Source organism: Amycolatopsis endophytica (genome assembly GCF_013410405.1).
Lineage (GTDB): Bacteria > Actinomycetota > Actinomycetes > Mycobacteriales > Pseudonocardiaceae > Amycolatopsis_E > Amycolatopsis_E endophytica.
In genome coordinates this window covers 970,544-984,475 of the sequence record NZ_JACCFK010000002.1, presented here as the reverse complement: position 1 = coordinate 984,475, position 13,932 = coordinate 970,544, and the positions used below count along the sequence as shown (strand labels likewise).

The window sequence follows — 13,932 nt, the reverse complement described above, 5'->3', positions numbered from 1 at the left end:
GCCCACCGGGCCGCCGTCACTTCCGCAGCGTCGTCGTCACGTAGTGGTCGATCGCGGCCAGCGCCTCGGGCGAGGACCAGATCTGCTCGACGTACAGGTCGTCCCCGGCGCGCTGCTCGCCGATCCGCTCGTCGAACGGCCGGTGGATCTGCGCCTTCGTGTGCCGGAACGCCTCCGGCGGCACCGCCGCGAGCCGTTTCGCGGTCTCGATCGCCGTCGGCAGCACCGCGTCCGGCTCGGCCAGCTCGTCGACCAGGCCACGAGCCAGCGCGTCCGCGCCGGCGTAGGTTTCGGCCAGGAACGTCAGTCCCGGAAGCCGCTCGGTGCCGTAGGCGCAGCGCAGGATCTCCAGCGCCACCACCGGGAACGGCACCCCGACGAGCAGTTCGGTGACCCCGACCCGGCCCTGCCGCGCGTTCAGCACCCGCCGGTCGCACGCCGCCGCCAGCACGGCGCCCCCGGCGATCGCATGCCCGCTGACCGCCGCCACGACGGGGCCCGGAAAGCCGAACACCGCGAGGAACGCATCCGACAGCGCGGGCAGGAACTCCCGCACGTAAGGCGCGCCGCCGTCGGAGACGCGCGGCAGGTCCACGCCCGCCGAGAACATCCCGTCCCGGCCGGTGAGCACGACGGCCTTCGCGCCGCCGAGCTCGGCCTCCTCCAGCCGCGCCACCAGCTCCCGGCACAGCTCGGTGTCCATCGCGTTGGCCTTGCCGTGCGCCAGGCGCAACACGGCCACGTCGCCGTCCTCGCCGACCTCGATCGTCGTCATCGCCACACCGTAGCCGTGCTCAGCTGGTGATGTCCTTCGTCGCGAACCGGCGGGCGGCGAGCAGCGTGAAAGCGGTGGCATAAACCACCGCCGACAGCGCACCGGCCGCCATGTTGGTCCAGTCGATGTCGGTGGCGATGAGGTCCATCCACCCGTACGAGTAGTGCGTCGGCAGGTAGTTGCGCAGCGTGCCCAGCGCGGTGATCTGGTCCAGGATCTGCGACAGGATCGCCGCCAGCACCGCGCCACCGACCGCGCCCAGCGGGGCATCGGTCAGCACGGACAGCAGCAGCGCCAGTCCCGCCACCCACGCCAGCTGGATCACCACGTACACCGCGGACAGCCCGATCGCGACGAGGCTCCGCCCGAACGGGATGGCGTCCCCGGTCGGGCTCACCGCGTCCCCGGCGCCGTAGAAGATCAGCCCGGCCACCAGCGACACCAGCGGCAGCAGCACCAGCGCGAACACCGACAGCAACCCGGACGCGACGGCCTTCTGCCGCAGCAGCCGGTGCCGTGGCACGGGTATCGCCAGCAGATATTTCAGGCTCGACCACGACGCCTCGCTCGCGATCGTGTCCCCGAAGAACAGGGCGACGATCGTGGGCAGCAGGAACGTCCCGGACACGAACAACGCCAGCACCACGAAGTTCGGCGCACTCGCCGTCGCCAGGTCGACGAACCCACCCGAGCGCCGGTTCGGGCTGGTCTCGCCGATCTCGAACGCCAGCACCAGGATGAACGGCAGCAGCACGACGAACCCGAGCACCAGCTGGGTGCGACGGCGCCGCACCTGGCGCCGCAGCTCCACACCCAGCCGCAACGTGCGCCGCGCCCGGTAGCCCTCGACCGCGCCGTCCGAGCCGAACCCGGAGTGGGCGTGCTCGGCGGCGTCGGTCAGCTCGTCCAGTGCCGCGGGATCGGTGTGGACCCCGTTCTCGCTCATGCCGCCTCCTTTCCGGACGCGGCAAGCCGCGGCAGCGTCATCGCGTCGGCGAGCCTGGTGTCCGATGATTCGCTCGCAAGCTCGCTCATGACGTTTCCTCTCCCACCAACTGGAGGAAGGCATCCTCCAGCCGCCGCCGCGGCCCGGCCTGCTCGACCGCGACCCCGGCCCGCACCAGCGTCGCGACGGCGTCGGCGCGCGGCATGCCGTCGAGGTCGGCGTGCACCAGTGAACCCTCGACGTCCACCCCGGACACCCCGTCCACCCCGCGCAGGGCGTCGGCCGCCGCCTCGGGCCGGTCGACCCGGAAGGTGGCCTCGCCGCCGGCGGCCACGATGTCGCCGACCTCGCCCGCGGCCACCAGCCGGCCGCGGTGCATCACCACGACGTGCGTGCAGGTCTGCTCGACCTCGGCCAGCAGGTGACTGGAGACCACCACGGTCCGGCCGGTCGCGGCATACCGTTGCAGCACCTCGCGCATCTGGTGGATCTGCGGCGGGTCGAGCCCGTTGGTCGGTTCGTCGAGCACGAGCAGCTCCGGCAGCCCGAGCATGGCCTGCGCGATCGCCAGCCGCTGCCGCATGCCCTGGCTGTAGGTGCGGACCTTGCGGTGCACCGCGTTGCCGAGCCCGGCGATCTCCAGCGCCTGCTCCAGGTGCGCCTGCTCGATCGGCCGCCCCGTCGCGTCCCAGTACAGGCGCAGGTTCGCCGTGCCGGACAGGTGCGGCAGGAACCCGGACCCCTCCACGAACGACCCGATGCGCGACAGCACCGGCGCGCCCGGCGTGACCCGGTGGCCGAACACCCTGATCTCCCCGGCGGTCGGGGTGATCAGGCCCATCAGCATGCGCAGCGTCGTGGTCTTGCCCGCGCCGTTCGGCCCCAGCAGGCCCAGCACCTGGCCGGGTTCGACGCGGAAGGACAGGTCGTTCACGGCGGTGAGCCCGCCCGGGTAGGACTTGGTCAGCCCGTCGATCACCATCGGCACCCCGGCCAGTTCCGGGTCGACCCGGTGCGAGCGGCGCCTGCGCACCGCGGCGAGCAGGGCGACCAGCAGCGCCACGGCGAGGGTGACCGCGATGCCGACGATCGTGCCGACCGGCCATCCGCCGCCGACCGTGGTGCCCGGCACGACCGGCACGGCCAGCGTCGCGTCCGCCAGCGCCACCCGGTACGCGGCCGGTGCCGCCGGGGTCGCGTACGCCTGGTCCGTCGTGGTGACGACCAGCTGCAGGGCATGCCCGGCCTCGACCGGCCGGACGATCCCGGGCAGCGTCACGGTCACCTCGGCGGTGCCGGAGGCGGGGATCGCGACGCGGATCGGCGCGATCGCGCTGGCGGGCAGCGTGCGGGTGCCGTCCGGGTTGAGGTCGTAGAGCTTGACGAACAGCACCGCCTCGCCGGTGCCGGACACCCGCAGCCGGACGGTGGACGAGCCGGTGACCAGCAGCTGCGAGTCGACGGGCGCGGTGGTGAACCGCGCGGACTGGCCCGCCGGATCGACACTGAGCAGCCCCGACAGCCGCGAAGACCCGCTGACCAGCGCGTTCAGGCCGGGGATCCCGCTGACGGCGGCGGGTGTGCCGCCGGGCGGGTTGACGATCGTCTGCTCCGCGCCGTTGAGCTGCAGCGTCTGCCGCTGGGCCTGCGCCGGGTACTCGCCGGCGTCGACGGTCCGCACCGACGGCGACCCGGACGCGCGCAGCGATCCCTGCACGTCATAGGAGAACCCGCTCACCGGGTTGCCGCCTTCGCCGGTCAGCTGGAACCACAGCCAGTCGCCGATTTTCGCGCGCAGCTGCGGGCCGGGACGCCCGCCGTCGTGGCCGCCGGTGTACCAGACCTGTTGCACCGTGCCGCCCGCCGCGGTGATCTGCCGCGCGGTGGCGTCGGACTGGTCGAGCCCGAACAGCGTGTCGGCCTCGCCCTGCACCAGCAGGGTCGGCGCCGTGATGTTCCCGGTGACCGCCGAGGGCGACAGCCGCTGCAGCAGGGCCGCGACCCGAGGGCTGACCTTCCCGGTGGTGGCGAGCTCGGCGTAGGCCGCGCAGATTTCGGCGGTGAACCGGCCACAGGTGGCCGCGCCGGGCTGCGGTGCCTGCCGGGGGAGCGGCGCGGAGGCGGCCGAACCGCCACCGCTCCCGGAGGTGCCCACGGTCTGGCCGTCGTCCTCGGTCTCCTGGCCCGCTTCGGGTGCCTCGGCGCCCAGCCCCCCGGTGCCGCCCGACGAGGTCCCGGCCGAGAAGAGCAGACCGGCCCACGACTTCTTGAACACCCCATCGGGTGAAAACGAGCCCGCGGCCGGGGTACCGGCGTCCGGTGCGGCGGCCGCGGCCGCGTTGGGCGTGAGCGCCTGGGCGAGGTCGTTGTAGGTGATCACCGGGGCGATCGCGTCGACCCGCTTGTCCCGCCCGGCGAGCTGCAGCGCGAGCGCTCCGCCGTAGGAGGCGCCCAGCACGCCCACCCGCGGGTCGCCCTGGCCGTCCAGTCGCACCTCGGGCCGGGTGGCGAGCCAGTCGACCAGGTGCGCGGCGTCGGCCACCTCGAAGTCGGGGTCGTTCAGCCCGATCTGCCCCGTGCTCTCGCCGAACCCGCGTGCCGAGTAGGTGAGCACGACGAATCCGCGCCGGGCCAGTTCCTGCGCGTCACCGGCGACGCTCGTCTTGTCGCCGCCGAACCCGTGCGGCAGCAGGATGGCCGGTGCGGGTGAGCGCTGCGGCAGGTACAGCGTGGTGTCCAGCCGGACCTGCTCGGCCGAGCCGGGCGCGGCGGGAACCTCCAGGACGGCGTCGGAGGAGGCCACCGGGGCGGGCTCGCCCGACGAGCGGGTCCAGACGAGCGCGGCCGCGGCGACCAGCAGGACGACGACCGCGAGTGTCACCATCCGGGCACGCCGGGTGTGCGGGAGCGGGATTCGGGGCACACCGAAACCGTATGGGAGCTTTCCTGAGAACGCGTCACCGCGGTCCCGATCTTGGGGCCGCCGGTGACAATGGTTACCCGAGGTGGTGCTCGCCCGATTGATCAGGGAGGATGGTCCAGACGTGGAGGGGAGTATTCCTTCGCGGCGGTGTCGTCAGCACGGCGGTCCTTCGGGGCACCCGGCACCGTCGGCCGGTCCGCACCGGCGGAAGAGACCTCCGGCTAGCTGCTGCTGCGCGCTAACCGGAGGTATTGCGTAGATGAACGTTCCTGTGTGGCTGTGGGCTGCCACTGTGGCGGGCCTGCTCGTGCTGATCGCGATCGATCTGGTGGTCGTCGACCGCAAGCCGCATGAAGTCACCACCACAGAGGCGGCCAAATGGGTCGTCTTCTACGTCGCGTGCGCCGTGCTCTTCGGCATCGGGGTCTGGGTACTCGCCGGGCACGACTGGGGCGTCCAGTTCTTCACCGGGTACATCACCGAGTACTCGCTGTCGGTGGACAACCTGTTCATCTTCATGATCATCATGGCGTCGTTCAAGGTGCCCGCGATCCACCAGCACCGCGTGCTGCTGATCGGCATCCTGCTCGCGCTGGCCATGCGCAGCGTGTTCATCGCCGTCGGAGCCGCGCTCATCGCCCAGTTCGTGTGGGTGTTCTTCCTGTTCGGCGCGGTCCTCGTGTGGACGGCCATCAGCATGCTGCGCGGCAACGACCACGAGGACGAGTACCACGAGAACGCCGTGGTGCGCTGGATCCGCAAGGTCTACCCGGTCACCGAGGACTTCGAGGGCCACAAGATGACCGTCAAGCGCGAGGGCAAGCGGTGGCTGACCCCGATGTTCGTGGTGATCGTGGCGATCGGCAGCGCGGACCTGCTCTTCGCGGTCGACTCGATCCCGGCCATCTTCGGCATCACCCAGGAAGCCTTCCTGGTGTTCACCGCCAACGCGTTCGCGCTGATGGGCCTGCGGCAGCTGTTCTTCCTGCTCGGTGGCCTGGTGAACAAGCTGGTCTACCTGTCCTACGGGCTGGCGGTCATCCTCGCGTTCATCGGCGCGAAGCTGATCCTGCACGCGCTGCACGAGTACCACGCGGCGCCGGACTGGCTGGACATCAACAACTGGGTCTCGCTCGGCGTGATCGTCGTCGTCCTGACCGTCACCACGGTGCTCAGCCTCGCCAAGTCGCGGCGTGACGAGAAGAAAGCGGAGTCCGAGGCTCTTAGCGAGGCTAACGAAATCAGGTAGGTTCGGGGGCATGCGTCCCTCGGATCTCGAACTCCTCGCGGTGCCGGGCACCCCCGCACTGCACGGCACCCTGCTGCTGACCGCGGTCGCCACCCCCGACCTCGGTGGCAACACCTACCGCAGTTCCCTCTGGCGGGCCGGCCCGGAAGGCGGGGCGGCCCGCCAGTGGTCGTTCGGCGAGCGGGACACCGATCCTGCGATCTCACCGGATGGCCGCTGGGTGGCCTTTCTGCGGGCGAGCGGTGAGGCCAAACCGCAGCTGCACGTCATGCCCGCCGACGGGGGTGACGCGCGTCGGCTGACCGACCTGCCGCTCGGCGCGGGAGCCCCGGTGTGGGCGCCCGACTCCCGCCGGATCGCCTTCACCGCGCGCCTGCCCGAGCCCGGCCGCTACGGTGCGCCCGGCGACGACGGCGAGACCGTCGAACCGGGTGAAGAGGCGCCTCGCCGGATCACCCGGTTCGACTACCGGCTGGACAACGTCGGGTTCCTGCGTGACCGTCCCCGCCGGTTGTTCGTCGTGGATGCCACTGATCCCGGTGAACCGGAGCCGCTGACCGACGACGGCGCCGACGTGTCCGATCCGGCATGGCTGCCCGACTCCTCGGCCCTGCTCGTCGTCGCGCCACGGGAGTGGGGCACGACCGACACCGAGGAGAGCGACCTCTACCTGGTCCCGGCGGGCGGCGGGGAGCCGGTGCTCGCCGTGCGCAGCGCGGGTACCGCGGCCAAGCCGGCGGTGAGCGCCGACGGGACGGTGCTGTTCTACGGCCAGGAGTACACCTGGCCGCACGTCGTCGCCCGCAACCCCGGGTTGTGGTCGGCGGAGCTGCCCGCGAACGGCGAGCCCGCCGAGCCGCGCCGCCTGACCGACGCCGAGTCGGTGTACTGCGCCGGTGACGTGCCGCCCGCGGCGTTGCGTGACGAGATCCTGGTGGCCGTGCTCAACCGTGGCGCGGTCGAGCTGCGGGCCGTGCCACGCGGCGCCGACCGCGCGCCGCTGGACGGGCTGACCCGGCTCCTGGGTGAGCGGAGCGCGGTGCGCTCGTTCGCCGTGCACGGGGAGCGGATCGCCGCGGTCGTCGCGCGGCCGGACAGCTCCGGCGACCTCGTGCTGCTCGACGGCGCGACCGAGCTGGTGCTGACCGACTTCTCCAAGCCGGTCCGGGACAACGGCATCCGCCCGGTCGAGGAGCTGACCACCGCGGCGCCGGACGGGTACCCGGTCCACGGCTGGCTCGTCAAGCCGGAGGGCCAGGGACCGCACCCGGTGCTGCTGGTCGTGCACGGCGGCCCGTTCGCGTCCTACGACTGGGGCCTGTTCGACGAGGCGCAGGTGTACGCCTCGGCCGGGTACGCCGTGGTGATGGGCAACCCGCGCGGGTCGGCGGGCTACGGCGAGAGCCACGGGCAGGCGATCGTGCACGGCATGGGCACGGTGGACGTCGACGACGTGCTGGCGCTGCTGGACGTGGCACTGGAGCGCGACGACCTGGACTCCTCGCGCGTCGGCGTGATGGGTGGGTCCTACGGCGGGTTCATGACGAGCTGGCTGGCGGCCCACCACGGCTCGCGGTTCCGCGCGGCGTGGAGCGAGCGCGCCGTCAACGCGTGGGATTCGTTCACCGGCAGCTCCGACATCGGCTGGTTCTTCGCGGAGGCCTACGTCGGCGCGGACCCGGTGGTACAGCGCGAGCGCAGCCCGCTCACTTACGCCTCGTCGATCACCCTGCCCTTCGCGGTGGTCCACTCCGAGCACGACTGGCGGTGCCCGCTCGAGCAGGCGCAGCGGATGTTCGTGGCGCTCAAGCAGAACGGCACGCAGGCCGAGATGCTGCTCTTCCCCGGCGAAGGCCACGAACTGAGCCGCTCCGGCAAGCCGCGCCACCGCGTGCAGCGCTTCGACGCGATCCTGGAGTGGTGGTCGCGCCACCTGTGACGCCGTGAGCCGCTGGCCCGGGTCAGTTGAGGAGCACGTAGTTCAGTTCTTCGCAGACCCGGCCCAGCGGCACGTCCAGCCCAGGGTGGTCCAGCGGCAGCAGCACGTCCGGCGCCAGCGGGAGCGCGTCGCCCGCGGGTGGGTCCCACAGGCACAGCGCGGGGTGCCCGCCGTCCATCGACGAGCGGTACCAGAGGCCGTCCAGTTCCGTGAACGCCGTGCGGATCGCCCGCGCCCAGGCCTGGGTGATCTTCTTCGGCCCGCTGGAGATTTCCTGCGAGGCGCCCACCCGCGTGGGCCACAGGCCGGTCAGGTCGAGCAGTCGCAGCGAGCGGGTCGGGCGCACCACGACCAGTCGCGGGCCGCGGGTGCGGCGGTCGACCAGCGACGTCGTTTGGAAGACCTCCGCCACGCTGGTGCGGACGGTGAGCCCGAAGTAGACGACACCGTTGCCCGGATCGTCGGCGGGCCGCCCGTCGCGGCGCGGGGGCTGCGGGTCGAACCTGCCGTGTGGCAGCGGGCCGGTGTGGCGGAAGGTGTTCCAGCGTTGCGGGTGGTTGCCGCCGGCGGTGAAGATCCGGACCAGGCGCCGGGTGGGCGGCACGGCGACGACATCGGTTTCCGGGCGCAGGGCAGCGAGGAGTTCAGCCCGCGACGGCGGGAGTGGCAGACGGGCCATGAGATGCGATACGGCCTCAGACCGGGGTGCCGAGTGTGGTGGCGAGCGCGGCGACCGGTCCCGGGTCACCGCCCGCGAGTAACCACTGACGAGGGGTGACCGCGCGGCCGCTGATCTCCAGATCGTCCTGCGTGGTGTTCATGAACGCGGCCACGACGAGCACCGGCTGGTCACCGGGGACCGCGGCGAGCACGACGTCCAGCCCGGGCAGCGTGCCGCGGTCGCCGAACTGCCACGCGGGCAGCCGCCAGCCGCCTTGGTCCTTCCAGCCGGTCAGGCGCCGTTCGCCCAGCTTGTGCCGGATCCGGCTGGGGTCGACGCCCAGTCTGCGTGCCGCCTCGGAGACGGTGAGCGCGGATTCGGCGAGCACCGCGTGCGCGGCGACCGACGGGGCGCGGGCGTCGGGCTCGTCGTCCCGCCGCCGGGACAGGTCGAGCCCGGTTTCGTTCAGTGCGGCGCGCTGTCCTTCGGAAAAGAAGGACGACGGATCCGGATTCGGCGGGGTGAGCCTGCGCGCGGCGTCCTCGACCAGCGTGAGGAAGTCCGCGGCGTCGATCCGGAGTCCTGCCTTGGCGAGCACGTTCTCCAGCGCGACCGTCATGCGGTACAGCATAGCCGTCGCCGTGCGGGTTCGTGCGCGATCGGGAAAACTGTCCGCTGAGGACACGGCCGGTCCACTCTTGACATGTGCCCCGGGTCACTCTAGGTTCGGCCGGGTAATCGATTTCTCGCAGCGTGGCGAGGGGGCCAGATGGATGCGGACGCGACCTCGCCCCTGGTCGAACTGGCTGGTGTGGGCAAGTCCTACGGTGGCGTTCATGCCGTGCGTGACGTCGATTTCACTGTGCGTGCGGGAGAAGTGCACGCGCTGCTCGGGGAGAACGGTGCGGGCAAGTCCACACTGATGAAAGTTCTTTCCGGTGAGGTCGGTGGGTACCGCGGGGAAATTCGCCTCGGCGGCGGACCGGTGCGGTTCTCCGGTCCGGGCGACGCGCAACGCGGCGGGGTCGCGATGATCCACCAGGAACTGGACCTCGTCCCGGCGCTGTCGATCGCCGAAAACGTGTTCCTGGGCAGGGAACCACGCACTCGCGCCGGCACCGTCGACCGGCGGCGGATGCTCAGGGAGACGACCCGGTTACTGGAGCGGATCGGGATCGGGCTCGATCCACGCCGTCCGGTCGAACAACTGCGCACCGGGGAACAGCAGCTCGTCACCATCGCGAAGGCGCTGTCGCTGGATGCCCGCGTCATCGTCATGGACGAACCGACCTCGGCACTGTCGGCGCCCGAGATCGACCGCCTGTTCGCGGTCATCGCCGAACTGCGCCGCTCCGGTGCCGGCATCGTCTACATCTCGCACCGCATGGACGAGATCGGCCGCGTCGCCGACCGGGCGACCGTGCTGCGCAACGGTGAGGTCGTCGCCGAGTTCGACGCGCGGGAAATGACCGCGCGGCAGGCGTCGGAGGCGATGGTCGGCAGGCCGGTGGAGTCGCTGTTCCGCACCGGGGACGGCGTGGCGGCGGGGGAGGAGCTGCTGCGCGTCGAGGACCTGGTGGTCCGCTCCCGCCGCCCCGGACGGCGCGATCCGGCCGGGATCAGCCTGCACGTCGGCCGCGGCGAGATCGTCGGGGTGGCCGGCCTGCTCGGCGCGGGCCGCACCGAGCTGCTGGAGACGCTTTACGGCGTCGGGGGACGCTCCACCGGCCGCATCCTGTTGCACGGTAAGGAAATCCGGCCGCGCGGTCCCCGGCACGCGCTGCGGCTGGGGCTGGCGTTCGTGCCGGAGGACCGGCGCATCGCCGGTCTCGCGCTGGACCACTCCGTGCTCGCCAACACCGTGCTGTCCATCGTGGACCGGATCGCGCGCGCCGGTGTGGTGCCCCGGCGCCGGGAACGGGGCGCGGCCACGGAAATCGTCGAACGTCTCGGCGTCAAGCTCGGCTCGCTGCGCGATCCCGTCGGATCGCTGTCCGGCGGAAACCAGCAGAAAGTCGTGCTGGGGCGCGGCCTGCTGACCGATCCCGCGCTGCTGCTGCTCGACGAGCCGACCCGCGGGGTCGACGTGGGTGCCAAGGCCGAGATCTACCGGCTCCTCGGGGAAGCGGCGAGCCGGGGCGTGGGGGTCCTGCTCGCCTCGTCGGAACCTGCCGAGCTGATCGGCGTGTGCCACCGGGTCGTCGTCCTGCGGGACGGGCGGAGCGTGCGGGAACTGGACGCGGCGAGCACGGGCGAAGCCGAGCTGCTGGCGTTCTCGATGGGCGAGGGGGCCGTCGAGGACCTGGTGGCGGAAGGGACGACATGACCGAAGCCAAGACGGCCACGCTGCCGGACCTGGACCGGCCGGGACAGCACGGCCTGCTGGCGACGCTGTTCCGGTTCCAGAGCCTGTTCGGGCTGGTCCTGGTGTTCATCGCGGCGGTGGTGTACTCGCCGAGCAAGAACGGCGAGCTCGTGTTCCTGGATTCGGGCAACCTGTTCAACGTCGTCCGCTCGATGTCGGAGATCGGGATCCTCGCGGTCGGGATGACGCTGGTGATCCTGATCGGCGGCATCGACCTGTCCGTCGGATCGGTGCTCGGCCTGGCCAGTGTCGGCGCCGCGGTGCTGCTGACCGAGAACGGACTCGGCCTCGTGCCCGCGGTGCTCGTGGTGCTCGCGATCGGGCTCGGGTTCGGGCTGCTGCAGGGGTTCGCCATCACCTCGTTCGGTATCCAGGCGTTCATCGTGACGCTCGCGGGCATGCAGATCGCCCGCGGGCTGGCCCGGATCTGGTCGGGCGGGCAGGGCGTGTCGATCACCTACGGGGACGGGCCGGGGCAGGCGCCCGAGTCGTTCTCCCTGCTGGGGGAGCGCACGTTCAACGGGCTGGTGCCGATCCCCGCGCTGATCTTCCTGGTGGTCGCGGCGCTGGCCGTGGTGCTGCTGCGGGTCAGCGCGTTCTCCCGGCACATCTACGCGATCGGCGGCAACGAGAAGGCCGCGCGCCTGTCCGGGGTGCCGGTCAAACGGGTCAAGATCATCGTGTTCGGCCTGTGCGGGCTGCTTGCCGCGCTGGCCGGGATCGTGCACGCCGGGCAGCTCAACTTCGGCGGTCCCAACGACGGCTCGATGTACGAACTGGACGCCATCGCCGCCGTCGTCATCGGCGGCACCAGCCTGATGGGCGGCCGCGGCTCGGTCGTCGGCACGGTGGCCGGTGCGTTGCTGGTCGGCGTGCTGCGCAACATCCTGGGGCTGAACAACGTGGACTCCAACGTCCAGTTGCTCGTGATCGGCCTGGTCATCGTGCTCGCCGCGGGGTTGCAGCGGCTGCGTCCGGCATCGGTTTCCTGACGGAAGGGGAAAGACCATGAGGAAGTCCCGTGGCCTGGCGGCGGTCGGCGCGTGCCTGCTGCTCGCGGCCTGCGGCACCACCAGCGAGAACTCCGGCACCGGGGGCGCGCAGGGCGCGCCCGAGAAGTGCGGGGCCGACGGCCAGTACACGATCGGGATGAGCCAGGCCAACGTCGCCGAGCCCTACCGGCAGCGGATGGACGACGACATCCGCGCCGCCGCCGCCTCGGTCCCGCAGTTCACGGTGAACTTCGCCGACGCGGCGCAGGACAACTCCAAACAGGTCGAGCAGGTCGACAACTTCATCACCCAGCAGATCGATCTGCTCATCATCAGCCCGAACGAGGCGACTCCGCTGACCGCGCCGGTGAAACGCGCCTTCGACAAGGGGATCCCGGTGCTGGTGCTGGACCGCAAGGTCGACGGCGACGCCTACACCTCGTTCATCGGCGCGGACAACGTGGACATCGGGCGCCAGGCGGGCGAGTACTACAAGACGGTGCTGCTGCCGAATGGCGGGAAGATCGGTGAGCTGCGCGGGCTGGCTGGGTCGACACCGGCGCGGGAACGCCACGACGGTTTCATGCAGGGCATCCAGGGGTCGAACATCGAGATCGTGGCCGCGCAGGACGGCGACTGGCTGCGCGACAAGGGGCAGCAGCAGGCCGACGCGATCCTCAAGGCCAACCCGGACATCCAGGCGATCTACTCGCACAACGACCCGATGGGCGAGGGCGCGCGCATCGCGGCGTCCAACGCCGGGCGGGCCGACCTGCCCATCACCGGCATCGACGGGCTGCCCATCGAGTCCGGCGGGCTCAAGGCCGTCGAGGCGGGCAGGCTGTCGGCGACGTTCCTCTACCCGACCGGCGGCAAGGAGGCGATCGACGCGGCCAAGCGCATCCTGGTCGACTGCCAGCAGGTGCCCAAGACGCAGACGCTGCCGACGAAGCTGGTGACGAAGGAGAACGCGGCCGCCACCTACGCCGAACTCAACGGCTCCTGACCCGTCCCCGGCCACGCTCCCGAGCCGGGTCAGGCGCGGTGGCTGCTGCCCCGTTCGATGAGATGTGCTTCCAGTGTCGTGGCGGTCGGGGGCAGTGAGCCGTCGGCGATGCGGGCCAGCAGCAGCCGCGCGGCTTCGGCGCCGATCTCGTACGCCGGCTGGGCCACGACCGTCAGCGGCGGGTCGATGAGCGTGGCCCAGGCGACGTCGTCGAAGGCGACCACACCGACGTCCCGGCCCAGCCGCAGCCCCTCGGCGCGCAGCGTTTCGAGGACGCCGATCGCCATGGCGCTGTTGGCCACCAGCAGCGCGTCCGGGGGTTCGGGCTCGGCCAGGAGCGCGCGCGTGGCCGCCGCGCCGCCGGAGGCCCGGTACTCGGCCCGCCGCTCGCGCCGCCTGCGCCGTCCGATGCCCTCGCGGTACCCGGCCAGCCGGTCGTCGGCCGTGCGCACCCCCTCTGGCCCGGTCACGCAACCGACGCGCTGGTAGCCCGCCGCGAGCAGGTGCGCGGTGGCCGCGCGGGCGGCGGCCCGCGTGTCGACGAGGACCTGGTCCCCGGTGCCGACCTGCAGTGGCCGGTCCACGGCGACCACCGGGGTACCGCGCCGCAGCAGCATTTCGACCCCGGCCCACTCGTCGGTGGGCGAGAGGACCACCCCGGCGACCCGTTCCTGCAGCGCCACGTCGATGTAGCGGCGTTCTTTCTCGGCGCTTTCGTCGGAGTTGCACAGCACCACCGAGAACCCGGCGGTCTGCGCGACGTCCTCGACCCCGCGGGCGATCGCGGTGAAGAACGGGTTCTCCACATCGGAGATGATCAGCGCGAGGACGGCGGTCTCCTGGCGGCGCAGGTTGCGGGCCAGTCCGTTGGGCTGGTAGCCGAGTTCCTCGGCGGACGCGCGCACCCGCGCGACCAGTGCCGGATCCACGGTGGACACGCCGTTGAGCGCCCGTGACACGGTGGCCGTCGACACGCCGGCGTGCCGTGCCACATCGCTGATGGTCGCCACCGCGACCTCCTGTCTTCCCCTGCCGCTCACGCGGTGGACAGCGGGGCTTCCCGACCCTATTGACAC

General features: G+C 71.8%; 11 protein-coding genes. 5 read left to right on the top strand and 6 right to left on the bottom strand.

Annotation, left to right across the window (positions count from 1 at the left end; all coding sequences use genetic code 11):
- Window positions 1–16: 16 nt before the first annotated feature.
- The 3 genes from HNR02_RS30210 to HNR02_RS30200 all read right to left on the bottom strand — a co-directional run bounded on the left by HNR02_RS30210 (window position 17) and on the right by HNR02_RS30200 (window position 4,605).
- Window positions 17–775, bottom strand: a complete 759-nt coding sequence (locus HNR02_RS30210; RefSeq protein ID WP_179777044.1) for an enoyl-CoA hydratase/isomerase family protein — start codon at window positions 773–775, stop codon at window positions 17–19.
- A gap of 19 nt (window positions 776–794) precedes the next feature.
- Window positions 795–1,721, bottom strand: coding sequence for an ABC transporter permease (locus HNR02_RS30205; protein ID WP_179777043.1), 927 nt, complete (start codon window positions 1,719–1,721; stop codon window positions 795–797).
- A gap of 85 nt (window positions 1,722–1,806) precedes the next feature.
- On the bottom strand, window positions 1,807–4,605 hold the full coding sequence (locus HNR02_RS30200; protein ID WP_179777932.1) for an alpha/beta fold hydrolase: 2,799 nt from the start codon (window positions 4,603–4,605) through the stop codon (window positions 1,807–1,809).
- A gap of 298 nt (window positions 4,606–4,903) precedes the next feature.
- On the opposite strand from HNR02_RS30200, the gene HNR02_RS30195 reads away from it, so the two are divergent.
- The gene (locus tag HNR02_RS30195) at window positions 4,904–5,893 is read left to right on the top strand and encodes a TerC family protein (RefSeq protein WP_179777042.1); all 990 of its coding nucleotides are present in this window, start codon (window positions 4,904–4,906) and stop codon (window positions 5,891–5,893) included.
- 10 nt (window positions 5,894–5,903) lie between these two features.
- Window positions 5,904–7,832: a S9 family peptidase gene (locus HNR02_RS30190; RefSeq protein WP_179777041.1), complete on the top strand. Its 1,929-nt coding sequence runs from the start codon at window positions 5,904–5,906 to the stop codon at window positions 7,830–7,832.
- 22 nt (window positions 7,833–7,854) lie between these two features.
- On the opposite strand, the gene HNR02_RS30185 is transcribed toward HNR02_RS30190, so the two are convergent.
- The gene (locus HNR02_RS30185) at window positions 7,855–8,511 is read right to left on the bottom strand and encodes an RES family NAD+ phosphorylase (protein ID WP_179777040.1); all 657 of its coding nucleotides are present in this window, start codon (window positions 8,509–8,511) and stop codon (window positions 7,855–7,857) included.
- Between the two features lie 16 nt (window positions 8,512–8,527).
- Entirely contained in the window at window positions 8,528–9,112 is a 585-nt protein-coding gene (locus tag HNR02_RS30180; protein WP_179777039.1) for a DNA-binding protein, read from the bottom strand.
- Window positions 9,113–9,262: 150 nt separating this feature from the next.
- Between HNR02_RS30180 and HNR02_RS30175 the strand changes: the two genes are divergently transcribed.
- From HNR02_RS30175 to HNR02_RS30165, 3 genes are read left to right on the top strand one after another with little or no spacing between them, the layout of a single operon-like run.
- Window positions 9,263–10,819, top strand: coding sequence for a sugar ABC transporter ATP-binding protein (locus HNR02_RS30175; RefSeq protein ID WP_179777038.1), 1,557 nt, complete (start codon window positions 9,263–9,265; stop codon window positions 10,817–10,819).
- A complete protein-coding gene (locus HNR02_RS30170) occupies window positions 10,816–11,850 on the top strand; it encodes an ABC transporter permease (RefSeq protein ID WP_179777037.1) in 1,035 nt (344 codons plus the stop codon). Before HNR02_RS30175 ends, HNR02_RS30170 begins: the two co-directional genes overlap by 4 nt.
- Before the next feature lie 16 nt (window positions 11,851–11,866).
- Window positions 11,867–12,856 (top strand): substrate-binding domain-containing protein, encoded by a 990-nt coding sequence (locus tag HNR02_RS30165; RefSeq protein WP_179777036.1) that lies wholly within the window; start codon window positions 11,867–11,869, stop codon window positions 12,854–12,856.
- Window positions 12,857–12,885: 29 nt separating this feature from the next.
- On the opposite strand, the gene HNR02_RS30160 is transcribed toward HNR02_RS30165, so the two are convergent.
- Window positions 12,886–13,866 (bottom strand): LacI family DNA-binding transcriptional regulator, encoded by a 981-nt coding sequence (locus HNR02_RS30160; RefSeq protein ID WP_179777035.1) that lies wholly within the window; start codon window positions 13,864–13,866, stop codon window positions 12,886–12,888.
- Window positions 13,867–13,932: the final 66 nt, after the last annotated feature.